At 64.5% G+C, this 20,855-nt stretch carries 21 protein-coding genes; 14 read left to right on the top strand and 7 right to left on the bottom strand.

The genetic code is table 11. From position 1 onward, the window contains the following. Window positions 1–48 precede the first annotated feature (48 nt). Genes EN850_RS23385 through EN850_RS23375 form a run of 3 tightly spaced genes read left to right on the top strand, consistent with a single transcriptional unit; the run spans window position 49 to window position 1,038 of the window. A complete protein-coding gene (locus EN850_RS23385) occupies window positions 49–585 on the top strand; it encodes an SspB family protein (protein WP_127279263.1) in 537 nt (178 codons plus the stop codon). Window positions 586–601: 16 nt separating this feature from the next. Next, a complete protein-coding gene (locus EN850_RS23380) occupies window positions 602–811 on the top strand; it encodes a DUF4169 family protein (protein ID WP_127871652.1) in 210 nt (69 codons plus the stop codon). Beyond that, window positions 808–1,038, top strand: a complete 231-nt coding sequence (locus EN850_RS23375; protein WP_127279261.1) for a ribbon-helix-helix domain-containing protein — start codon at window positions 808–810, stop codon at window positions 1,036–1,038. Before EN850_RS23380 ends, EN850_RS23375 begins: the two co-directional genes overlap by 4 nt. On the opposite strand, the gene EN850_RS23370 is transcribed toward EN850_RS23375, so the two are convergent. Beyond that, on the bottom strand, window positions 1,035–2,834 hold the full coding sequence (locus EN850_RS23370; protein ID WP_136092353.1) for a chloride channel protein: 1,800 nt from the start codon (window positions 2,832–2,834) through the stop codon (window positions 1,035–1,037). The two genes, EN850_RS23375 and EN850_RS23370, sit on opposite strands and share 4 nt — an antisense overlap. 164 nt (window positions 2,835–2,998) lie before the next feature. Between EN850_RS23370 and EN850_RS23365 the strand changes: the two genes are divergently transcribed. The 3 genes from EN850_RS23365 to EN850_RS23355 all read left to right on the top strand — a co-directional run bounded on the left by EN850_RS23365 (window position 2,999) and on the right by EN850_RS23355 (window position 4,756). After that, on the top strand, window positions 2,999–3,430 hold the full coding sequence (locus tag EN850_RS23365) for a MarR family winged helix-turn-helix transcriptional regulator (protein WP_189521740.1): 432 nt from the start codon (window positions 2,999–3,001) through the stop codon (window positions 3,428–3,430). Between the two features lie 105 nt (window positions 3,431–3,535). Then, on the top strand, window positions 3,536–3,841 hold the full coding sequence (locus tag EN850_RS23360; RefSeq protein WP_135881888.1) for a hypothetical protein: 306 nt from the start codon (window positions 3,536–3,538) through the stop codon (window positions 3,839–3,841). Between the two features lie 33 nt (window positions 3,842–3,874). Continuing rightward, window positions 3,875–4,756, top strand: a complete 882-nt coding sequence (locus EN850_RS23355; RefSeq protein WP_135915634.1) for a sigma-70 family RNA polymerase sigma factor — start codon at window positions 3,875–3,877, stop codon at window positions 4,754–4,756. Window positions 4,757–4,795: 39 nt separating this feature from the next. On the opposite strand, the gene EN850_RS23350 is transcribed toward EN850_RS23355, so the two are convergent. Further along, on the bottom strand, window positions 4,796–8,821 hold the full coding sequence (locus EN850_RS23350; RefSeq protein ID WP_136092352.1) for an AsmA-like C-terminal region-containing protein: 4,026 nt from the start codon (window positions 8,819–8,821) through the stop codon (window positions 4,796–4,798). A 133-nt stretch (window positions 8,822–8,954) separates the two neighbouring features. On the opposite strand from EN850_RS23350, the gene EN850_RS23345 reads away from it, so the two are divergent. Next, entirely contained in the window at window positions 8,955–9,917 is a 963-nt protein-coding gene (locus tag EN850_RS23345) for a Dyp-type peroxidase (RefSeq protein ID WP_136092351.1), read from the top strand. Between the two features lie 57 nt (window positions 9,918–9,974). On the opposite strand, the gene EN850_RS23340 is transcribed toward EN850_RS23345, so the two are convergent. Both EN850_RS23340 and EN850_RS23335 read right to left on the bottom strand, forming a co-directional pair. Then, window positions 9,975–10,493 (bottom strand): hypothetical protein, encoded by a 519-nt coding sequence (locus tag EN850_RS23340; RefSeq protein WP_136092350.1) that lies wholly within the window; start codon window positions 10,491–10,493, stop codon window positions 9,975–9,977. 100 nt (window positions 10,494–10,593) lie between these two features. Next, window positions 10,594–12,009, bottom strand: coding sequence for an FAD-linked oxidase C-terminal domain-containing protein (locus EN850_RS23335; protein WP_136092349.1), 1,416 nt, complete (start codon window positions 12,007–12,009; stop codon window positions 10,594–10,596). Window positions 12,010–12,111: 102 nt separating this feature from the next. Here EN850_RS23335 and EN850_RS23330 point away from each other — a divergent pair, with 102 nt between their 5' ends. Both EN850_RS23330 and EN850_RS23325 read left to right on the top strand, forming a co-directional pair. Beyond that, on the top strand, window positions 12,112–12,597 hold the full coding sequence (locus EN850_RS23330; protein ID WP_135928355.1) for a thioesterase family protein: 486 nt from the start codon (window positions 12,112–12,114) through the stop codon (window positions 12,595–12,597). 232 nt (window positions 12,598–12,829) lie between these two features. After that, the gene (locus EN850_RS23325) at window positions 12,830–13,027 is read left to right on the top strand and encodes a hypothetical protein (RefSeq protein ID WP_015317249.1); all 198 of its coding nucleotides are present in this window, start codon (window positions 12,830–12,832) and stop codon (window positions 13,025–13,027) included. Window positions 13,028–13,088: 61 nt separating this feature from the next. On the opposite strand, the gene EN850_RS23320 is transcribed toward EN850_RS23325, so the two are convergent. After that, entirely contained in the window at window positions 13,089–13,568 is a 480-nt protein-coding gene (locus EN850_RS23320) for an Lrp/AsnC family transcriptional regulator (RefSeq protein WP_127277573.1), read from the bottom strand. An 89-nt stretch (window positions 13,569–13,657) separates the two neighbouring features. Between EN850_RS23320 and EN850_RS23315 the strand changes: the two genes are divergently transcribed. The 3 genes from EN850_RS23315 (at window position 13,658) to EN850_RS23305 (ending at window position 16,310) form a co-directional block, all read left to right on the top strand. Continuing rightward, window positions 13,658–14,575 (top strand): DMT family transporter, encoded by a 918-nt coding sequence (locus EN850_RS23315; protein ID WP_136092348.1) that lies wholly within the window; start codon window positions 13,658–13,660, stop codon window positions 14,573–14,575. Between the two features lie 143 nt (window positions 14,576–14,718). Further along, window positions 14,719–15,867 (top strand): histidine kinase dimerization/phosphoacceptor domain -containing protein, encoded by a 1,149-nt coding sequence (locus tag EN850_RS37760; protein ID WP_127277578.1) that lies wholly within the window; start codon window positions 14,719–14,721, stop codon window positions 15,865–15,867. Beyond that, window positions 15,864–16,310: a response regulator gene (locus EN850_RS23305; RefSeq protein ID WP_127277581.1), complete on the top strand. Its 447-nt coding sequence runs from the start codon at window positions 15,864–15,866 to the stop codon at window positions 16,308–16,310. Before EN850_RS37760 ends, EN850_RS23305 begins: the two co-directional genes overlap by 4 nt. A 6-nt stretch (window positions 16,311–16,316) precedes the next feature. On the opposite strand, the gene EN850_RS23300 is transcribed toward EN850_RS23305, so the two are convergent. Further along, on the bottom strand, window positions 16,317–17,204 hold the full coding sequence (locus tag EN850_RS23300) for a dienelactone hydrolase family protein (protein WP_127277583.1): 888 nt from the start codon (window positions 17,202–17,204) through the stop codon (window positions 16,317–16,319). Window positions 17,205–17,567: 363 nt separating this feature from the next. Here EN850_RS23300 and EN850_RS23295 point away from each other — a divergent pair, with 363 nt between their 5' ends. Both EN850_RS23295 and EN850_RS23290 read left to right on the top strand, forming a co-directional pair. Continuing rightward, on the top strand, window positions 17,568–17,756 hold the full coding sequence (locus EN850_RS23295) for a hypothetical protein (protein WP_189591217.1): 189 nt from the start codon (window positions 17,568–17,570) through the stop codon (window positions 17,754–17,756). Continuing rightward, window positions 17,735–18,166: a hypothetical protein gene (locus EN850_RS23290; RefSeq protein ID WP_127277585.1), complete on the top strand. Its 432-nt coding sequence runs from the start codon at window positions 17,735–17,737 to the stop codon at window positions 18,164–18,166. Before EN850_RS23295 ends, EN850_RS23290 begins: the two co-directional genes overlap by 22 nt. A gap of 271 nt (window positions 18,167–18,437) precedes the next feature. On the opposite strand, the gene EN850_RS23280 is transcribed toward EN850_RS23290, so the two are convergent. Next, on the bottom strand, window positions 18,438–20,753 hold the full coding sequence (locus tag EN850_RS23280; protein ID WP_136092346.1) for a glucose/quinate/shikimate family membrane-bound PQQ-dependent dehydrogenase: 2,316 nt from the start codon (window positions 20,751–20,753) through the stop codon (window positions 18,438–18,440). Window positions 20,754–20,855 lie beyond the last annotated feature (102 nt).

Raw genomic sequence — 20,855 nt, 5'->3', positions numbered from 1 at the left:
AAGCTTGATTACAGCTATGCGGACGATTCAACGGAACCCGACCAACTCATGGCCGACGACCACATCCGCTACGACATTCTGGCCCAGGAGGCGTTGCGCGGCGTCATGCGCAAGGTCCTGGCCGAGGTCGCGCGCACCGGCCTTCCCGGCAACCATCATTTCTTCATCACCTTCCTGACCGGTGCGCCGGGCGTGCGCGTCTCGTCGCGGCTGCGCGAACGCTATCCCGAGCAGATGACCATCGTCATCCAGTTCCAGTATTGGGACCTGAAGGTCACCGACACCGGATTCGAGGTTGGGCTCTCCTTCTCCGACGTGCCGGAGAAACTCGAGATCCCGTTCTCGGCCGTGCGCGGCTTCTACGATCCCTCGGTCAATTTCGAACTCGAGTTCGACGTCAAGACCGATGCGCAGCCCGACGAGGAACCGGCCGCACCAGCGCCCGAACCGCTGGCCATCGTCTCCGAGAAGAAGCCGAAGGCCGAGAAGAAGGCCGCCGCCGAAGCGGAGAAAAAGCCCGCCGCCGCCGATGCCGGTACCAAGGGCGCCGAAGTGGTCTCGCTCGACGCCTTTCGCAAGAAATAGGCTCGCGGCTCCCGCCATGGCCGAAATCGTCAACCTTCGTCAGTTCCGCAAACAGAAGGCGCGGGCCGATAGAGAACAGGCGGCCGGCCAGAATCGCGCCTTGCACGGCCGCACCAAGGCCGAAAGGCAACGCGACCGCATGGTCGCCGACAAGAGCGAAAGGTTCGTCGCGGGCCATCACCGCGAAAAGCCCGGCGAACCGGGCGATCCCAGTGACGGTCAATGAGCGCCGTCGAAAAACGCTCGGTGACCATACGCGGCCATCGCACCAGCTATTCCCTCGAAAAGCCTTTCCATGACGATCTCGTCGCGATGGCGGCGGCAAGGAAGCTGACGCTCGCCGCCCTTGTCGCCGAAGTCGACGAAACGCGGCCCCGCGACACCAACCTGTCCTCCGCGCTCAGGCTGCATGTCCTGGAGTGGGCGAAGCGCGGCGTCGCCGGCGAGACTTAAGAAGAAGCCGTGCGCTGCTCTTTCTTGCCTCCGGTGCCGAAGCCAAGCAAGGTCGAGCGCTCGCGTTCCTCGGCCTGCTTGCGTGAGCGCACGCGCATCAAATCCTTCCAGCCGACATAGCCGACCAGCCTTCCATCCTCGCGCGCCACGACCGGCAAATGCGATACATTGGCCGTCAACAATTTGTCCGACAGACCTTCCAGATATTCGTCGGGATAGGCCAGCGTCACCTTGCTTCCGGCCAGCAGCTCGCCGAGCGTCGTCGTCCGGTGCTTGCCGGCACGGCGCCAGCGCAGGATCGCCGGCGGATCGATGAGGCCGAGCACCTGCCTGTTGTCATCGACCACGGGAAAACTCGGATGCCGGGTTTCCGGCGCGGTCAGGAAGGCGGCCGCGCCATGCAGCGTCATCGTCGCCGGCACGCTCTCGACCTCTGACGTCATCACCTCACGCACCCTGGTAAGCGCGAAGGGATCGACGCGATATTCGCGCACCAGATGGTGCCCTCGCCTGGCGATCTTCTCGGTCAGGATCGAACGCTTCATCAACAGCACGGTGACCGCATGCGCCGCCGCACAGGCCGCGATCAGCGGTACCAGCACATGGGTGTTGCCGGTCAGCTCGACGGCGAAGAAAGTGGCTGTCAGCGGCGCGCGCATCGTGCCGCCCATGGTGGCGGCCATGGCCAGCAGCGCCCAGAAGCCCGGGTCCGCCGCCGGCAGGACCCCGGCAAGCACCGCGCCCATCGCGCCACCCATGATCAACAGCGGCGCCAGCACGCCGCCCGAGGTTCCCGAGCCGAGCGCCACCGACCAGATGACGGCCTTGACCACCAGCAGCAGCAGCGCCGCGGTGGCGATCGTGCGGCCGTCCAGCATGTCGGCGATGTTGTCATAGCCGACGCCGAGCGCCCGTGGGTCGATCAGGCCGCCTATGCCGACCACCAGGCCGCCGAGCATCGGCCACCACATCCAGTGGATCGGCAGCTTCTGGAAGCCGTCCTCGCAGGCATAGACCATCTGCGTCAGCAGCCCGGACAACAGACCCGCGCAGATGCCGATCAGGACCCAGCCGCCAAGGCCGAGGAAGGAAACCGCCATGCTGCCCTGGAACGGAAAGATCGGCCCCGGCATGTGCAGCATCGTGCGCTCCACCTCCGCCACGATGGCCGCCACCGCCACGGGAATGAAGCTGCGCGGCGTCCATTCGAACAAAAGCAGTTCCACCGCCAGCATGATGGCCGCGATCGGCGTGCCGAACACGGTGGTCATGCCGGCGGCCGCACCCGCCACCAGCAGCGTCTTGCGCTCGGTATCGCTGACCGGCAGCATCTGCGCGATCAGCGAGCCGATGGCGCCGCCGGTCATGATGATCGGACCCTCGGCGCCGAACGGCCCGCCGGAGCCGATCGAGATCGCCGACGACAAGGGCTTCAGGATCGCCACCTTGGCATCGAGCCTGGAGCGCCCGAGCAGGATCGCCTCGATGGCCTCGGGAATGCCGTGGCCGCGGATCTTCTCGCTGCCATAGCGCGCCATCAGGCCGACGATCAGCGCGCCGATGACGGGAACGAAGACGGCGGCAAGTCCGAGCGGCGTATCCTGCAGCTTCAGCTCGGCAAGCGAGAACTGGCCGAAATAGGCGATGTTGGTGGCCAGGCGGATCAGCTTCAGCAGCACGATGCCGGCAAACAGCCCGGCGGTCGCCACCACCACCGCTATCGCGGCGACGAGCAGCACCCTGGCGTCGGTGGTGAAATCCCTGAGATGACCGGGATTGGAATTGTGGGTCTTCATGGTGGCTTTGCTTCCTGGCGGCGGCCGTGTCTGGTTTTGCGGCACGGTCGAAGTGGCCAGCCGGTTGTCGGTCGGCTATGTATCGTAACACGATATATATGTTCAAGCTGGTTTCGTTCGAAATTTCGTTTGAGCTTTCACCGGAAAACGAAGACATCTGCGATATGACGCAGCCGCCCAAGACCCCACGCCCCGCCATCAGGCAATCCGACTACCAGCGGCTCTCCGAGTTCCGCTACCTGATCCGCCGCTTCCTCGAATTCAGCCAGGTGCAGGCCGAGGACGCCGGCCTGACCCCGCGCCAGCATCAGGCGCTGCTGGCGATCAAGGGATATCCGGGCGGCGGGCCGGTGACGGTCGGCGACCTTGCGGAACGCCTGCGCATCCGCCACCACAGCGCCGTCGAACTGGTCAACCGCCTCGGTGAGGCAGGACTGGTCGCACGCGATCAGGACAAGGACGACCACCGCCGCGTGCTGCTGCGGCTGACCGAACGCGCCGACGATTGCCTGGCCGAACTCTCTGCCGCGCATCTCGACGAGCTGTCGCGCATCGAACCCATGCTGCGGCGCCTGCTCGACCGGGGCCAGGACTGACATCCGGCGTCTGCGAGGGCCGGTACCGAACTATTTTTTTGAAATCCGAATCCTTCGGCCTGGCTGAGGCGTCTTGGACAGACGACAGCCAAGGGAGCCGATGCGATGAAACATCATTTGATACGCTACAAAACGAAGCCGGACCGGGCGGACGAGAACGAGCGCCTGGTCAAGGCTGTGTTCGAGGAACTGCGCGGCAAATCGCCGGAAGGCGTTCGCTACATGACCTGGCGCTCCGGCGACGGCACTTTCGTCCATCTCGTCGAGATCGAAACCGACGAGCATGCTGACATCATCCCCGGGCTTGCCGCTTTCGAGGCCTTCCAAAACGGCATCAGGGATCGCTGCATCGACCCTCCGCATCGTGACGTGATGACAGTGGTGGGCCATTATCGGATGCTGGACGAGTAGCCTGAATAGAACCATGGCAAGAACGGCCGGTGCATGAACAGTCCAGGCGAGATCCCAAGGCCTTTCGACCGCTTGTTCGGCGAATTGCGTCCCAAACTGCATCGCTATTGCGCCCGCATGACAGGCTCGGTCGTCGATGGCGAGGATGTCTTGCAAGAGGCGCTGGCCAAGGCATTCGAGGCCTTGCCCAACGCCGGCCTGATCGCCAATCCCGAAGGCTGGCTGTTTCGCATCGCGCACAATACCGCGCTCGACTTTTTGCGCCGCCGCGCCCGTGAGAAGACGTTCTACGAGGAGGAGCCGGACATGATCGCCGACCCGGCAAATTCGATCGCCGAACGGCAGGCCGCGGTAGCCGGATTGCACAGTTTCATGCGCCTTCCCGTCGCGCAACGAAGCAGCGTCATCATGATGGATGTCCTGGGCTATTCGCTGCGGGAGATCAGCACCATGCTCGACACCAGCGTCCCCGCGGTCAAGGCCGCGCTGCATCGTGGCCGCGGCCGGCTGCGTGAGATCGCCGACGAACAGGACGATCGTCCTGTTCCCAGGCTGAGTGCATCGGAGCGCCTGTTACTCGACGCCTATGTCGATCGCTTCAACGCCCGCGATTTCGACGCCGTGCGGGACATGCTGGCCGATGAGGTACGCTTGGAACTGGTGGCCAGGGCAAGGCTCAGCGGCCGCAAGGAGGTGGCAACCTATTTCGGCAATTATTCCCGGGTGCGGGACTGGCATTTCCAGCCTGGTTTCGTCGAAGATCGTCCGGCAATCCTCGTGCGCGATCCCAACGATCCCACGGCAGCGCCGGCATACTTCATCCTGCTGGGTTGGCAGGGCGGCAAGCTCGCCGCCATCCGCGATTTCCGCCACGCCAGATACGTCGCTGACGGCGCTGAAACATTCGTTCTTTGAAGCGATTGCCAGTCGGGCGGGCAGCCGGAATGCCTAGTCCTACCGCAGCGACTTCAACAGATTGTCGACCGTGAATGGGTTGGCTTTCGGCTTGGCCGGAGGCGGATTGTCGTTGGCGGGCGACTGCTCGGCCTTGGGCGCCTGTTGCGCCGCCTTGCGCTCCGCCTCGAGCCTGGCTTTTTCCTGGGAGGCAATGCGCATCGCCTCCTCCGCCTTCTGGCGCTCCTGCTCTGCCTGCGCCCTGGCCGCCTCGTCGGCTGCCTGCTGTTCCGCCGCCGCCTTGGCCTCCGCATCGGCCTTGGCTTTCGCTTTCGCGTCTGCCTCCGCCTTGGCTTTCGCTTCCGCGTCGGCCTTTGCCTTGGCATCCGCTTCAGCCTGGGCCTGAGCGTCGGCTTCCGCTTTCGCCTTGGCGTCGGCCTCCGCTTTCAGGCGCGCCGCTTCCTCCTGTTGGCGCAGTTCCTCGGCGGCCTTGTCGCGGGCATCCTGAAGTGCCGCGTAGTAGCGCACCTCGCGCCGCAGCCGCTGTTTCTCGAGCAGCGCGGCCTGCATCGCCTCGACGCGCTGCTGTTCCTTTTCCAGCGCGCGCTGGGTCAGGAACTGCGCCAGCGGCTGGCTGTCGAACTGCCGTTTCACCGCGCCGAACGGCCCCTCGGCGGTGAAATTCACGGCCGGCTCGGAGCCGACCAGCGCTTCGTCGCCGGGCCGATAGGTGACCGCGCCCTTGGCCGAAACCGTGCTGGCGTTGAGGTCGGCCGTGATGTCGGCCGACAAGGTCGCCGCCGGATTTTCAAGGCTGATCGGCGGCGCCCTGAGCGTGCCGCCGGCAATCGTGAAGGCGACCTCGGCGTCCTTTGCGGCGAAGCTGCCGCCGGCGGCGATGTCAGGCGCGAAGCCGGCGGTCTTGGCCGCGTCGATATCGCGGCCGATCGCATCCGCCTTGGCGAGGAATGCGCTGAAGGCATCAGGATTGACGCCGGCGATCTGCAAATCCTTCAGCGCCGCCGTGCCGGAACCAGACAGGGCGGCGATCATTGCGTCGACCGACTTGCCGCTGGTCGACAGCGTCGTCGAGAAATCGCTGGTGCCGCCGATGCCCGCGTCCGGCAAGACGCTTGCCAGATCGGCACCCGCCAGCTTCATCTGTCCGGTGAAAAGCCCCGTGCCCTCATTGTTCTTCAACTCGAACAGGCCGGTCAGCGCCCCGCCGAGGAATTTGGCCTTGAGATCGGCCACGCGGATGCCGTCCGGGTCGAGCTTGAGCGAGAAGGCCGCGTCATAGGCGGTGGCGAGCGGGCCGGCGGCCAGCGAAGCCGTGGTCAGGTCGAGATCGGCCGTGAACGGCAAGCTGGACTTCTGGCTGAACGGCGCCGACGGCCACACACTGGCCCTGTTACTCTTGCCGGCCTTGTCACTCTTGCCGGCCTTGTCACTCTTGCCGGCATTGTCACTTTTGTCGGCCCCGTTCTTGTCCACGAGAAAAGCGGAATCGCCGAACAGCGCCACCGCCATCGGATCAAGGTCGAGTTCGTCGAGCGCCAGCGCGCCGGCCAGATGCGGCACGCCGTCCTTGCCGTCCACGCCCTGCTTGACATCGAGGTTGATGTCGCCGGACACGGCTGCCTCGTTGATGGCGCCGCTGAGCCCGGAGAGCACCAGCAGGCCGTTGCCATAATCGGCCTGCGCGGCCAGCGATGTCGACATGCCGGCGCCCATGCCGGGCAGGCCGATGCCCGTCGTCATCAGCCATGGCTCGATGTCGGAGGCGTCGAGGTTGACCTTGCCCTTCGCCGTCGGACCTTGCGGCGTGTCGGCGACCGTTCCCTCGAAGCCGGCCTTGAAGTCGTTGCCGGCAAGGCTGAAGCTCGTCGTCAGGCCGCCGCCGAACGTGCCCTTGGCCTGGATATCGGTGCTTGCCTCGCCCAGCATGCCGAGCGGTAGCGCCGGCAAGCCGTAGAGCGCCAGCAAGGCGGTTGCGTCCGGGTTCCTGGCATTGAACGTCAGTGTCACGGGGGCGTCAGAAAGCTTGCCCACCGCGCCCTTCCCCGACAGCGACGCCGAAAACGCCGAGCCGCCGGCCTTGCCTTGCCCGCTCATCGCCAGGCCCGTGGAGCCGTCGCCATTGTCGGCGGCACTGGCCACGAGGTCGATGCGCGCATCCTGGAACAGCTCGGGATAAGCGGCGGCGCGGCCCGCGAGCCCCTTCAGCACGGCATTATCAGGATAATGCTGCGCGGCGACATCGATCAGCGGTTTCAGGTCGACAGCGACCACCGAGGCGTCGAGCTTGCCGGTCGGGCTCGCCGGAAAATCCTTGATCCGGCCGGTGGCGCTGATCGAGGCGCCAGCCAGTCCGCCCACCGACAGCCGGTCGATTTCGAGCAGCCCGTCCCGCAGCCTTAGTGCGGTATCGACCGTGTCGGCGGTCAAGCCGCCGGCGCTGACCGGGCCGGCCTTGATCTGGAAATCGAGGTCGCTGCTGGCAAAGCGGTTGGCGCCCTTGTCGCTGACGAAGATCGAGGCGAAGGCCGCCAGCCCGTCCACATCGAGTTCGCCGCCCTCGAGCCGCATCAGCACCGAGGGCTTTGCGTCGTCGGGCTGGCTGGAATCGATGCGGCCGGAAAACTTCGCCTTGCCCAGGATCAATTCGAGATCGCTAAAGGATTGATGGTTTTGCGAGAGATCGACCTTGGCCTTGAAACCGGCGGCAGGCAGACGGCGGATCGCCTCGTCGACATCCTTCGACAGCCACGCCGCAAAACCTGAAGGTTGCGCCACCGCCAGCAGCAACGAGCCGGTGAAGCCGAAATGGCCCTGCACGTTGAGCATGACCTTGCCATCGGCTTCCAGCTTGGTGCGGCCCGGCAAGGTCGCGGCGAGCGATTTCACCGACCAACCGTCATCGACCGGCTCGGCGGAAAGATGAACATCGCGCACCGTCGTGTCGCCGGCCACCACCGCCGGCAGCTTGACCTCGACCGTGCCGGGAATTGTCGGCTTCGGCAGATCGAGCAGCGCCTGTTCCAGCCCCGCGATACGCTGGTCCAGCGTCAGGCCCGCGCCGGCCGGCGCACCCACCGCCTCGTCGAGTTGCACCTGCGCGCCATTGGCCTCGATGGCGAAACTCGGTTTCTGGCCGAGATCGACCGAGGCCTTGCCGTCGGCGGTATAGGGATTGTCCAGCGGACCGGTCTCGAAACGGAATTCGTCGACGCCAAGCTTCTGGTGATCGAGCGAGAACTTGCCGTTCAGCCGAAAGCCCGGATCGGGCTTGCCGGCGCTGACCTTCACCGTCTCGCCATCCGTGCCGCGCAGCTCGGCTGAATTCTTGTCGGCGCCCGAAATCTTGAACTGGCCGGAATAGACGGCCGCACTGTTGACGATGCCCGCATTGCCGTCGGTCTCGATGACCAGCGGATAGGCATCGGGGTCCGCCTTCAGCCGAAGCCGCAGCTGCCCGGAAGGTTCGGCCTTGCCGGTCGAGGCCGCAACCGTGGCGCGCAAGCCGTCGAGACGCAACGTGCCGTCCATGCGCCACGGACCGGCCAGCGATTTGGCCGAAATGGTCGAGTTGATCTCGGAGAAGATGTGGCTGCGGCCGCCGGCGGCATGGCGCAGTTCGATCTGCCCTTCCGTCACCGTCAGTTTCTCGATCGAGACTTGTCCGGGGTCGAAGGGCGAAGACGGGCGCATCGCCCAGTCGACGGTACCATTGGCGGCGATGTCTATGATTGCCTTCGGCCGCACCAGCCGCATGTCGAAAATCAGCACCTCGCCGCGCAGGAAGGGCGCGAGTTCCGCATCCATCGAAAACGTCTCGACGGTCATGGCCGGCTGGCCGTTGGGGCCGCCGGCGACGGCGACGTTGGAAAAGGTCACCGAGGGAAACGGCAACAGCCTTGCCGTGGCGTCGCCCTGCACGGTCACCTTGCGGCCCAGGATGGCGCTTGCCTCGCGCTCGAACTCGGCGCGGTAGCCGGTCCAGTCGACAAAATACGGCACCACCAGCGCCGCGCACAGCACCAGCACGAACAAGCCACCGAAGATCACGAACAGGCGTGCGAGCATCAGCTCCGAACAGGTTGATTGAAATTCTGCCGCACTCTACCCGCATCCGCGTGTCGATAAAGAGGCAAATCATCCCGTGTTGCGTCCTGCCGGACGATCTGAAACAAATCCTGGAAAAAGCGGAGATTCTCGGATGTCGGGCAAGAACTGGGACCGTGTGCCGATCGATGCGCAGAGCGTCGATGCCCCGCTTTCGCAATCGGCGATTTTTCTTGTCGTCACCGTCGCCGGCGAACAGCCGGCCCTGGCCAGGGTGTGCTCCGTGCTTGGCGAACTCGACGATCTGGTCAAGACTGTCGGATTCCGCGACCTTGGTGGCCGCCTGTCCTGCATCGCCGGCATCGGCAGCGATCTCTGGAACCGGCTCAGCCCCGGCCGGCGGCCGCTGGAGCTGAAGCCGTTCGCTCCGATCAAGGGCGCGGTCCATTCGGCGCCAACGACGTCGGGCGACCTGCTCTTTCACATTCGCGCCGAGCGGCCCGACATGTGCTTCGAATTCGAACGTATCCTGCTCGACAGGCTTGGTCCCGGTGTGACCGTCGTCGACGAAGTGACCGGCTTTCGCTATTTCGATGCCCGCGACCTGCTCGGCTTCGTCGACGGCACCGCCAACCCGGCCGGCCTCGACTTGCCCGCCTCGGCGCTGGTCGGTGAAGAGGACCCCGACTTTGCCGGCGGCAGCTATGTCGTGGTTCAGAAATATTTGCACGACATGCAGGCCTGGGCGCGCATTCCGACGCCCGAGCAGGAGGCGATCATCGGTCGCACCAAGATCGACAACATCGAAATCGATGATGACGACGCGCCGCGCAAGTCGCACAAGTCGCTGGCCACTATCGAGGATGCCGACGGCAATGAATACGATATATTGCGCGACAACATGCCGTTCGGCAGGCCCGGGCAGAACGAATTCGGAACCTACTTCATCGGCTACAGCAGATATCTCTGGGTCACCGAGAAAATGCTGCAGCGCATGTATGTCGGCGATCCGCCCGGCGCCTATGACCGGCTGCTCGACGTCTCGACGCCGCACACCGGCACGACCTTCTTCGCCCCCACCCGCCCCATGCTGCAGACGCTTGTGCAGGCGAAGTAGGAGAAGCTACCCGCTGCACGGGTAGAGCAGCGGCTGGCGGCCTTTATCCGCGGCCCCTCAACGTGCGTCGCGTTTCGCCTGCGCCACCTTGGCCGCCTTGCGCTGCCGGCCGAGTTCAGCCGGTCGGACCAGGCTTGGAACCTTCTGGTTGGCCACGGCCCGCATACCCTTGTGCGCCGTGCGCGAATTGTGCGTCGGACCGTTCGGGGTTTTCTGCTTCAAGGTCAGCGCCTTGCGCGCGTTGCCGACCAGCGCAAGGCGGGCCGTCAGTTGGCGGCGCAGTTCGGCCTCGCCGTTCAGCCGCCGCATCGCCGTCGCCAGCACCGCAAGCTTCACTTGTGAACCGCCATCAGCCTTCGAGGCGGTCGCGCCCTTTGCCGCGCCCTTGCCGCGGATTTCACGACGGCGGCGATGCGCTTCGGTCTGCGCCTTGTCGCGCCGTTCCCGCAACAGCTTGACCAGGCCGGAAAGGTCGGCGTCGGAAAGATCCTGCACCGCCGGATGGTGCGACTTCTCCACCAATTCCTTTTCGTCGGCGCTCAGCGCGCGCGCTTCTTCCTTGCGTGAAATGGCCATGACAGTCCTCCTCAGCCGGCACGCCTGTTTTTCAGGCTTGCCACTTGAGGAGCCTCGACCCGAATGGCGGCGCGGTCAAGACCGGCGCCTCACGATGCCCTTAGCCCATGTCAGGCAGGATCTTGCCCGGATTCATGATGTTTTGCGGATCGAGCGCCTGTTTGATGGTGCGCATGATGTCGACGCCATGGCCAAGTTCGTGGCGCAGGAAGCCGATCTTGCCCTGGCCGATGCCGTGCTCGCCGGTGCAGGTGCCCTCCATGGCGATCGCCCGCATGTTGAGCCGTGCGACGAACTTTTCCGACAGCGCGATTTCCTCGGGATCGTTGACATCCATCAGCACCAGCACATGGAAATTGCCGTCGCCCGCATGGCCGACGATCGGCGCGATCAGGCCCATCTCGGCAATATCGGCTTCGGTCTCGGTGACGCATTCGGCAAAGCGCGAGATCGGCACGCAGACATCGGTCGACAGGCCCTTGGCGCCCGGCCGCAAGGTCAGCGAGGCCCAGTAGGCGTCGTGCCTCGCCTTCCACAATTTGGTCCGCTCCTCGGCGACGCTGGTCCACAGGAACGGCCCGCCGCCATTTTCTTCGGCGATCACGCCGAAGGTCTCGGCCTGCTCGGCAACGCCGGCGTCGCTGCCGTGGAATTCCACGAACAGGCACGGGCTCTCGGGATAGTCGAGCTTGGAATAAGTCTTCATCGCCCGCATCTGCAGCGCGTTGACCAGCTCGATGCGCGCCACCGGAATGCCCATCTGGATCGTCGCGATCACTGCGTTGCAGGCCGCCTCGACACTCGGGAACGGGCAGACGCCGCCCGAGATCGCCTGCGGAATGCCTTGCAGCTTCAAGGTCAGCGCGGTGATGATGCCGAGCGTGCCTTCGGATCCGACCAGCAGCCTGGTCAAGTCATAGCCCGCCGAGCTCTTTTTCGCCCGCTTGCCGGTCGTCACGGTCTCGCCGTCGGCCATCACGGCGGTCAGCGACAGCACGTTCTCGCGCATCGTGCCGTAGCGGACCGCATTGGTGCCGGAGGCCCGCGTCGCCGCCATGCCGCCGAGCGAGGCATTGGCGCCCGGATCGATCGGGAAGAACAGGCCGGTGTCGCGCAGATGCCGGTTCAGGTCCTCGCGCGTCACGCCGGGTTCGACGGTGCAGTCGAGATCCTGCGGATTGACCGCAAGAATGCGGTTCATCCGCGACGTATCGACCGAGATGCCGCCGCCCGGCGCGTTGGTGTGGCCTTCGAGCGACGAGCCGACGCCAAACGCGATCACCGGCACGCGATGTGCCGCGCAGGCGCGCACGATTTCCTGCACCTCGGCCGTCGTCTCCGGGAAAGCGACGCCGTCGGGCGCCTGCGTCGGAATATAGGTGGTCGTATGCGCGTGCTGCGAGCGGATCGCCTGTCCGGTCTGGAAGCGCTCGCCCAGACGCTGCTTGAGGATGCCGAGTACGGCCGCGATGCCTTCCTCGTTGCGTTCGACCGGATTGAGGTCGCTCAGAGCCATGGAATCCTCCGCGAATGGACCAGCATGCATGCTTGTCATGCGATTATGGATGCGTAGTCTCCACGACCACGCTCTGTCCAGCACCAGAACAAGGAAGTTTCGATGTCCATCCTCGCCCCCTTCGTTTCCAAGCCCATGGACATCGAGAAGGACTGGATCGACTATAACGGCCATCTCAACATGGCCTATTACAACGTGCTGTTCGACCGCTGCTCGGACGAGGCCTTCGAGGCGATGGGCATGGGCCTGGACTATGTGAAAGAGCGGCGGCTCACCATCTACACCGCCGAAGTCCATGTTTGCTACGTGCAGGAGTTGCACCTGGACCACAAGGTCATGGTCTCCTTTCAACTCATCGACCATGACGAGAAGCGGCTCAGGGCCTACCAGGAAATCCGCCATGTCGACGGCTGGCTCGCCGCCACGTCCGAGACCCTGTCGCTGCATGTCGACATGTCGGGGCCGAAGGTGGCGCCCTTCCCGGCCGATGTGCTGGCCAGGATCGAAGCCATGCGCGCCGCCCATTCGGTGCTGCCAATGCCCGAACGCGCCGGGCGCTCGATCGGAATCAGGCGCAAGCAGGGCTAGGGCAAATTCGAGGACGGAACGACTTCAAAGCCACACCCGCGAACCAAAATCGCCGGCCCCCTCAAATCGACTGGCGCCGGCGCTTGAAGCGGTCCTGGACCCACATTAACCTTACCGAGGTTTTAACGGGAACAAGCCAATTGAGCCGTTGAACGACTCAGCGGAGCGGTCGAAAACGTCCGCACCAGGGTTGTTTACGGGCGGCGGGGCGAAGCCGGTTCGAGGGACGTGCATGAAAACCGACATCAAGGTCGAGGTGGATAGGCTGGCGGCCGATCCGCGCATATCAGACTATGATTTCTGGCGTTCGCTCAAGAATGTCGACAACGAGATCTTTCACATCGCCAACAACAACGAACCGATCCCATTCGACATGATTCGCTGGCGCAGCATCCTGAAACGCGCCCGCCTGAAGCGCGGCCACGCCTGAGGCAAGCGATTTCGATCGCCGTCTGGCGCTGACATTTTTCTCAAGCAATATCTCACCGAGATCAAACCTGCCGCTTGATCGCCGCCAGCGGCGAGCGCGCGATCACCGGCGACGACTGGATGATCGCCGTGTTGGTCATCGCATGGGGGATGATGCGATCGATCACCCGTTCGAGTTCGGCTACCGAGCCGACATGCGCCAGCGCGATGAAACAGTCTTCGCCTGTCACCCGGTCGCATTGCGCGATCTCGGGCAGGGAGCGGATGATCTCGGCCACGACCGCCAATTGCCCCGGCACCGGCCGGATGCGCAGCCATGCCGACAGTTTCAGGCCAAGCGCCGCGGGATTGATTCTGACCGAATAAGCTTCGATCACGCCGTTCTCCTGCAGCCGCTTGAGGCGCTCGGCCACACTCGGCGCCGACAGGCCGACCGAGCGCGCCAACTCCGCCGTGCTGATGCGCGCGTCCTCTTCCAGCAAGCGCAATATTTTCATGTCGGCGGCGTCGAGGTCGACGCTTTCGCTTCGAAGGCGTTTCATGGAAAAATCCTTGCTTCCGGGAAAGAAATGACCGGACTTGCTGCTCATCGTCCATATAAACCGGAAAGATCGCCTGCGATACTGCGCCGATGGATGACCAGGCGCAAGTCCCGACTGCCGGTCGCGATGCCACCAGGCCTGCTCTTGCCGGCCCGGGCAGCCTGGCGACGAGACTGCCACCGCATCTCTGGTTCGCGGTCAGCGCGGTCTTCCACTATCTCGGGCCGGCCTTCGCCGTGCTGCTTTTCCCGCATGTCGGCGTGCTCGGCATGGCGTGGCTGCGCATCGCCACAGCGGCGCTGATCTTCGCGCCGCTGACGCGGCCCTGGCGAACCTTCGTCGGAACCGATACTCGGACGCGCCTGTTGTTGCTGGCCTTCGGCGCTTGCCTGGCGGTGATGAACTGCTCGTTCTACCTGGCGCTCGACCGCTTGCCGATCTCGTTGGTGGCGGCGATCGAATTCGTCGGCACCATCGGCATTGCGCTGGTCGGCCTCAGGAGCACCCGCAATCTGGTCGCTCTTGCCATAGCCGTCACCGGCACCTTGCTGTTGACCGACGTCAGATGGTCAAGCGACCCGATCGGGCTGTTCTGGGCTTTCCTCAACGGCGCGCTCTTTGTCGGCTACATCATGCTTGGCCACCGCGTCGCCCGCACCGGCGCCGCCGACGGCATCGCCGGCCTGGGTGCCGCCATGGCGGTCGCTTTCGTCGTCGTGCTGCCGATCGGCTTCACCGACGCGCTGCCCGCCTTCTTCTCGCCGCCGCTGCTCATTGCCGCCATCGGCGTCGGCGTCTGTTCCTCGGTCATACCCTATGCCTGCGATCAACTCGCCATGGCGCGGTTGCCGCGCTCGAGTTTCGCGCTGATGCTGTCCCTGCTGCCGGTCACCGCGACAGTGATCGGAGTCGTGGTGCTGCGTCAGATCCCCGGTCCGGCCGACTGCATCGGCATCGCCCTGGTGGTGGCCGGTGTCGCCTTCCACAAGCCGGCCTCCGCCGGCTAGTCGAGAAATCCCTTTCCTCCCAGTCGGTTGCAAAAAGCATCCGTTGGTTCCCACCTGCGACGAACTGCGACAGGCCGTTCGAGATTGAACCAAATCCGACTTTGAGCCGTTGTCTCCCACGAAAAATGGCTTGGAGCGACGCGATGGACTGGAAAAAGACCAGGGAACCCGCCGACGCATGGCACATGACCGACGACCTTCATGTCGAGCAAGGCAAGGGCGACCCCTTCGCGGCGGCCATCCGTGCCACGCGGATGTCAATGATCATTACCGATCCGCGCCGGCAGGATAATCCGATCGTCTTTGCAAACGACGCCTTCCTGCGCCTGACGGGATACGAGCGCCATGAAGTTATCGGCAAGAACTGCCGCTTCCTGCAGGGCCCCAAGAGCGACAAGGCCGCCATCGCAGAGATACGCGCCGCGATCGAGAACGAGACCGATCTTAGCGTCGATATCCTGAACTACCGCAAGGATGGTTCGAGCTTCTGGAACGCGCTCTACATAAGCCCTGTCTCCAACGACAAAGGCGAATTGCAATTCTTCTTTGCTTCCCAGCTCGATGTTTCAGACCGCAAGCGTTCGGAACATCGCATCACCGCGGACAAGGATCGCTTCGAGAAAGCCGTGAGGGAACGTACTGCGGAACTCGAGGCGGCGCTCGAGGCGCAGACCACGCTGCTGCACGAGGTCGATCATCGCGTGAAGAACAACCTGCAGATGATCTCCTCGCTCATCCTCATGCAGAGCCGGACCGTCAGTGACGAGAATCTGAAACGCTCGCTGGGTACGATGCTGGAACGCATAGAGGCGCTCAGCACCGTGCACCGCCGGCTCTACCAATCCAAGGACGTCAGCAAGTTCGATGTCTCGGATTTTGCCAGGGATCTCGTCTCCGAGCTGCTCACGGCTTCGGGACGCTCGGAAATCAATCCGAAACTCGATCTCGAGTCCATCATCATCCCAGCCGAGAAGGCAACGCCGGTGGCATTGATGGTGAACGAGCTCCTCACCAACGCACTCAAGCATGCCTTCAAGGAAGGGCCGGATGGCACGAGATCGGGCAGCATCGGCATCAAGATGAGCCAGCCGGACGGCCATTTGAACATCGAGGTCTCGGACGACGGCGTCGGCATGGCGGACGCCAATGGGGACGCCTCCTTCGGCATGCGGCTGATCAAGTCGCTTGCACGCCAATTGCGCGCCGACATCGAGTGGCGCGATGCCGGTCCCGGCACTCGCGTTGTCATTTCGATGCCCAACGGACCACAGCACAAAGGGAACCTGTCATGAATGAGCCTCTCAAGGTCCTGATCGTGGAGGATGAGGCCTTGCTGGCCATGGAGCTGGAAAGCCTTGTCCAGGACGCCGGCCACAGTGTGGTGGGCTGGGCGACATCCCTGGCCGAAGCAAGGGAGGTGGTTGATTCGACGCGGGCCGACATCGCCTTTGTCGACATCCACCTCACCGACGGCCCGACCGGCATCGATGTCGCCGAATATATCGACGACAGGAAGAACTCAATGGTCGTTTTCATGACCGCAAACCCGAAGCGCATTCCCGACCATTTCGCCGGCGCGATCGGGGTCATTGCCAAGCCCTACACGGTCCACGGGGTGACTTCGGCCCTGCGCTATTTGCAGGAAGGCGTGCGGCGCCCGCCGCCGACATCGGAGCGACCGGCGGGCTTCACCTTGTCGCCGGCTTTCGAGACGGTCTGGGCGCCGGGAAGGTGACGACGATCAAGCCAGCTTCTGCTTGAGGAAAGCGACGGTCCTGCCCCAGGCGAGATCGGCCGCCTTCTTGTCGTAGCGCGCCGCCGAGGTGTCGTTGTTGAAGGCATGGTTGGCGCCTTCATAGACATAGACCGTGTATTCGACGTGGGCGGCGTCGAGCTCCTTCTTGAAGGCATCGATCCCGGCATTGGTGCGCTGGTCGAGGCCGGCATAATGCAGCAGCAGCGCAGCCTTGATCTTAGAGGCGTCGGCGGCGTTCGGCTGCATGCCGTAATAGGCGACGCTGGCGGCGAGGTCGGGCGCATTGACGGCCAGCATGTTGGCCGTGCCGCCGCCCCAGCAGAAGCCGATGGCGCCGACCTTGCCGTTGCCGTCCTTGTCGGCCTTGAGAAAGGCGACCGTCGCCACGCCGTTGGCCACGGTCTGCGCCGGGTCGAGTTTCCCGAACATGTCGCGCGCCTTGTCCTCATCGGCGGGCGTACCGCCGAGCGGCGACAGGAAATCGGGCGCGAGCGCCACGAACCCTTCCAGCGCCACACGCCGGGCGACGTCGCGGATATGCGGGTTGAGCCCCCTGTTTTCATGAATGACGATGACCGTGCCGAGCTTGCCGGTATGGTTTGCCGGTTTGACCAGATAGCCTTTCATCTCGCCGCCGCTGCCGGGATAGCTGATGTCCTCGCCTTTCACGCGGGCATCGTTTTCGGCCACGATTGCCGCCTGGGCGGAGTTCGCAGCCAGCATCGGCGCGATCGCGGCCGCCGCCGCGCCCGATCCGGCAAGCCTGGTCAGTTGCTCCATGAAGCGACGGCGATCGAGCGTCAGATGGGTGTATTCGTCATAGGCGTCGATCATCGCCTGGGTGATGACGGGCTTGGTGGTGACGTCGGTCATGGGCTTCCTCGATCTCGGTGTCTTGACTTCGGTTTCCTTGCCGTCCGCAAGATAGGGGCGAGCCTCTCATCGTCCACCGGACGGTGACACCTCGCTGCCTCGAAGGCCGCCAGTCAGGCCGCTGAAGATCATCACGTTTTTGTCATCGGTGAAAATCTTGATGGCGCTGCCACAATAGTGGGGGAAACTGGCTCGGCCGCCCTTGGCGGTCACGGTAGAGCAATTCCAGGAAAAGTGCGTAGCGGTTTTCCCGGGAGAAGCGCGTAGCGCTTCCCCTTGGGAATTGCGTAAAAACAAGAAGTTAGAGCGGGGCAGAGGTTCTATCAAACTCTGAACCGCTCTAGGCGCGATCTGGAAGGAACAATGCCGATGACCATGGCCTCGCCGATGCTCGCAACAGCTTTCATGGCTGCGGCCGCCGTTCTGGCGATGCGCGCGGCCGTTGTTGCGGCGAGCCGCAAGTCCATGGTCAAGGTACGCAGCCGCCAGCGTCATCCGGCAAACACGAAAACCCAAGGTGAGGTGAAGTCATGGACGTCCAGGACATCGTGAACACCGTCTCGCAGAAGGCCGGTCTCGACCAGGCTACGACCGAAAAGGTCGTCGGCACCATTTTCTCGGTCCTCGAGCATGAGGCCGAAGGCACCAGCGCCTCCTCCTTCTTCGCCAAGATTCCGGGCGCCGATGCGCTGGCGCAGAAATACGACGTCATGGCCGCCCCGGCCGGCGGCGGCGGCTTCCTGTCCTCGCTGCAAGGCGCGCTTGGCGGCGTTCTCGGCGAGAAAGCCGGCGCGCTGGTCAACGGCCTCGCCGCGCTCAAGGCATCCGGCCTCGACATGGCGCAGATCCAGAAGGCAGGCGAGACGCTGGTCCAGCAGGCCGAGGCAGCCGCCGGCCCCGATTTGACCAACCAGGTGCTCGGCTCGGTGCCCAGCCTGAAGAGCCATCTGGGGCTCGGCTAAGACGGCGACGCCGGCCGCCCGGTCGAAGGCAGAAAAACGTCCTGCATTGCGACGCTTTGCTGACCATGGCTGGCGCTGCCCCTCACCTGCCTGCCGGCATCCTCTCCCCGTATAGTGACGGGGAGAGGGGCGCTGTCATCGCCGATTTCGCTAATCCCCAATGATGCAAGAAGGCGCCGCGGTTGCGTCCAGCCCCTTCTCCCCGTCACTATACGGGGAGAAGTGCCCGATGAGGGGCGGCGCTAGCGTCGCGAAAACTGGACCCCGCCCCTTACTTGGGCAGCGCGTAGGCCATCACATAATCGCCAGGCTTGGTGCCGACCGAGCCGTGGCCGCCGGCAACGATGACCACGAACTGGCGCCCGTCCGCGACCGTATAGGTCATCGGCGTCGATTGCCCCCCGGCGGGCAGCCGCGCCCGCCAGAGCTGCCTGCCTGAAGTCAGGTCATAGGCGCGCAGATAGTCGTCGACGGCGGCGCCCAGGAAGGCGACACCGCCGGCCGTGATCATCGGCCCGCCGATGCCGGGCACCCCGACCTTCAGCGGCAACGGCAGTGGCGTCATGTCGTAGACGGTGCCGTTGCGATGCTTGTAGGCGATCTGTCCGGTCCTCAGATCGACGCCGGCGACATAGCCCCAGGGCGGCGCCTGGCACGGAATGCCGAGCGGTGACAGGAATGGCCCCATGACCACCGCGTAGGGGGCGCCCTCATTGCGGTTCAGCCCCTGTTCGCTGCCGCGCCCCTCATCCGGCGGCGGCACCTGGTCGCGGGGGATGAGCTGTGACTTGAATGCCAGGTAGGTCGGCATGCCGAACATCACCTGCCGCACCGGATCGACCGCTACCCCGCCCCAGTTGAAGGTGCCGAAATTACCGGGATAGATCAGCGAGCCCTGTACGGAAGGCGGCGTGTAGCGGCCCTCATAACGCAGGCCCTGGAATTCGATCCGGCATGCCAGCTGGTCGAACATGGTGATCCCCCACATGTCGGCACCTGTCAGTGGCTTCGGATTGAAGGAGAGGTCCGACGCCGGCTGCGTCGGCGACGTATGGTCGCCCTCGATGGCGCCGCCGGGCGCCGGCACCTCGTTGACCGCAATCACCGGCTCGCCGGTGCGCCGGTCGAGCACGTAGAGGTCGCCCTGCTTGGTCGGCCCGACCAGCGCGGGCACGACGGAACCGTCGGCCTTGGTGATGTCGACCAGGCTCGGCTGCGCCGGCACGTCCATGTCCCAGAGGTCATGGTGCACGGTCTGGCGCACCCATTTCAACTGCCCGGTGTTGAGGTCGAGCGCGGTGATCGAGGAGGAGAATTTCTCGACATTGGCGCTGCGGCCCATGCCGAGCTGGTCCGGCGTCTGGTTGCCGAGCGGCACGTAGAGCAGGCCGAGCTTTTCGTCGGCGCTCGGCGTCGACCACATGTTGGGCGAGTTGGCGGTGTAGGTCTGGCCGGCCGCCAGCGGCGTTGTCTGGTCCGGATTGCCGGAATCCCAGTTCCATAGCAGCTTGCCGGTGCTCGCATCATAGGCGCGAATGACGCCGGACGGCTCCTGCGTCGAGTAATTGTCGTTGACCGCGCCGCCGACGATGATCTTGCCGCCCGCGATCAGCGGCGCCGAGGTCGAGTAGTAATAACCGGACTTCGGATACGGCATGTTGGTCAACAAATTGAGCGTGCCGCCCTCGGCAAAGGCCGGGCAAACCTGCCCGTTGGCGGCGTCGAGCGCGATCAGCCGCGCATCCGAGGTCGGCAGATAGACGCGCGTCGCGCAGGGCTGGCCGGCGGCGCCGGCGGCATCGGCATAATAGGAGACGCCACGGCAGGTCTGGTGTTGTCGGTCCTTGTCGAGCTTGATCTTGGGATCGTAGCGCCACTTCTCCTTGCCGGTCGCCGCATCGACCGCGATGGCGAAATTGTGCGGCGTGCAGATATAGAGCGTGTCCCCCACTTTGAGCGGTGTCACCTGGTAGGTGGTCTCGCCGACATCGTCCGGACCTTTCACGTCGCCGGTGCGGTAGGTCCAGGCCGGCTGCAGATTGGCGACATTATCCGGTGTGATCTGGTCGAGCGGCGAATAGCGCTGGCCGAACTGCGTGCGCCCGTAATAGTGCCATTCGCCCGCCGGCACATCGCCGCCGAGATTGGCGTTGGGTATCACCTTGTCGGTGTCGAGCGCGCCGCCTATGTCCTTCGGGTCCGTGGTCATCGAATAGCCGGCCACCGCCAGCGATGCCAGCACGGCCAGGATCAGTGGCGCGCGGCCGTCCGGACCGGCAAGGCCCCGCCGCGCCCACGGCGTCAGCAGCCACAGCGCCACCAGCACGATGATGCCGCCGCGCGGGCCGAGTTCCCACCAGTCGAAGCCGGTTTCCCAGACCGCCCAGGCAAGCGTGCCGAGCACGATCGCCGCGTAGAGCCAGAGCGAAGTGGAACGGCGCCGGTAGAGCAGCCAGGCGGCGACCAGGAAGGCGAGAGCGACGATGATGTAGTACCAACTGCCGCCCAGCGAAGCCAACCAGATACCGCCGGCGCCAAGCGCCAGGCCGATGAGGAAGAGGACGAGGGAGGTGATGGTGACAGCCAAGATGATACTCCTTCGACTGTTGCGCGCATGGAGGCGGCCTTAGGCAACCCGGCATTGCGTGCTGCCCCGTACGCAACTTTCTCCCGACCGCCGCGCCTGTCA

Source organism: Mesorhizobium sp. M8A.F.Ca.ET.207.01.1.1 (assembly GCF_004794715.1).
Taxonomy (GTDB): Bacteria; Pseudomonadota; Alphaproteobacteria; order Rhizobiales; family Rhizobiaceae; genus Mesorhizobium.
Note: the sequence above shows the minus strand (reverse complement) of the source record. Positions and strands in the feature narration are given on the sequence as shown.

Bases quoted from the DNA above. Each gene is read 5' to 3' on its own strand.
- EN850_RS23385 (WP_127279263.1), top strand. From the start codon at position 49: ATGGCCGACGACCACATCCGCTACGACATTCTGGCCCAGGAGGCGTTG.
- EN850_RS23380 (WP_127871652.1), top strand. From the start codon at position 602: ATGGCCGAAATCGTCAACCTTCGTCAGTTCCGCAAACAGAAGGCGCGG.
- EN850_RS23375 (WP_127279261.1), top strand. From the start codon at position 808: ATGAGCGCCGTCGAAAAACGCTCGGTGACCATACGCGGCCATCGCACC.
- EN850_RS23370 (WP_136092353.1), bottom strand. From the start codon at position 2,834: ATGAAGACCCACAATTCCAATCCCGGTCATCTCAGGGATTTCACCACC.
- EN850_RS23365 (WP_189521740.1), top strand. From the start codon at position 2,999: ATGACGCAGCCGCCCAAGACCCCACGCCCCGCCATCAGGCAATCCGAC.
- EN850_RS23360 (WP_135881888.1), top strand. From the start codon at position 3,536: ATGAAACATCATTTGATACGCTACAAAACGAAGCCGGACCGGGCGGAC.
- EN850_RS23355 (WP_135915634.1), top strand. From the start codon at position 3,875: ATGAACAGTCCAGGCGAGATCCCAAGGCCTTTCGACCGCTTGTTCGGC.
- EN850_RS23350 (WP_136092352.1), bottom strand. From the start codon at position 8,821: ATGCTCGCACGCCTGTTCGTGATCTTCGGTGGCTTGTTCGTGCTGGTG.
- EN850_RS23345 (WP_136092351.1), top strand. From the start codon at position 8,955: ATGTCGGGCAAGAACTGGGACCGTGTGCCGATCGATGCGCAGAGCGTC.
- EN850_RS23340 (WP_136092350.1), bottom strand. From the start codon at position 10,493: ATGGCCATTTCACGCAAGGAAGAAGCGCGCGCGCTGAGCGCCGACGAA.
- EN850_RS23335 (WP_136092349.1), bottom strand. From the start codon at position 12,009: ATGGCTCTGAGCGACCTCAATCCGGTCGAACGCAACGAGGAAGGCATC.
- EN850_RS23330 (WP_135928355.1), top strand. From the start codon at position 12,112: ATGTCCATCCTCGCCCCCTTCGTTTCCAAGCCCATGGACATCGAGAAG.
- EN850_RS23325 (WP_015317249.1), top strand. From the start codon at position 12,830: ATGAAAACCGACATCAAGGTCGAGGTGGATAGGCTGGCGGCCGATCCG.
- EN850_RS23320 (WP_127277573.1), bottom strand. From the start codon at position 13,568: ATGAAACGCCTTCGAAGCGAAAGCGTCGACCTCGACGCCGCCGACATG.
- EN850_RS23315 (WP_136092348.1), top strand. From the start codon at position 13,658: ATGGATGACCAGGCGCAAGTCCCGACTGCCGGTCGCGATGCCACCAGG.
- EN850_RS37760 (WP_127277578.1), top strand. From the start codon at position 14,719: ATGGACTGGAAAAAGACCAGGGAACCCGCCGACGCATGGCACATGACC.
- EN850_RS23305 (WP_127277581.1), top strand. From the start codon at position 15,864: ATGAATGAGCCTCTCAAGGTCCTGATCGTGGAGGATGAGGCCTTGCTG.
- EN850_RS23300 (WP_127277583.1), bottom strand. From the start codon at position 17,204: ATGACCGACGTCACCACCAAGCCCGTCATCACCCAGGCGATGATCGAC.
- EN850_RS23295 (WP_189591217.1), top strand. From the start codon at position 17,568: ATGCCGATGACCATGGCCTCGCCGATGCTCGCAACAGCTTTCATGGCT.
- EN850_RS23290 (WP_127277585.1), top strand. From the start codon at position 17,735: ATGGACGTCCAGGACATCGTGAACACCGTCTCGCAGAAGGCCGGTCTC.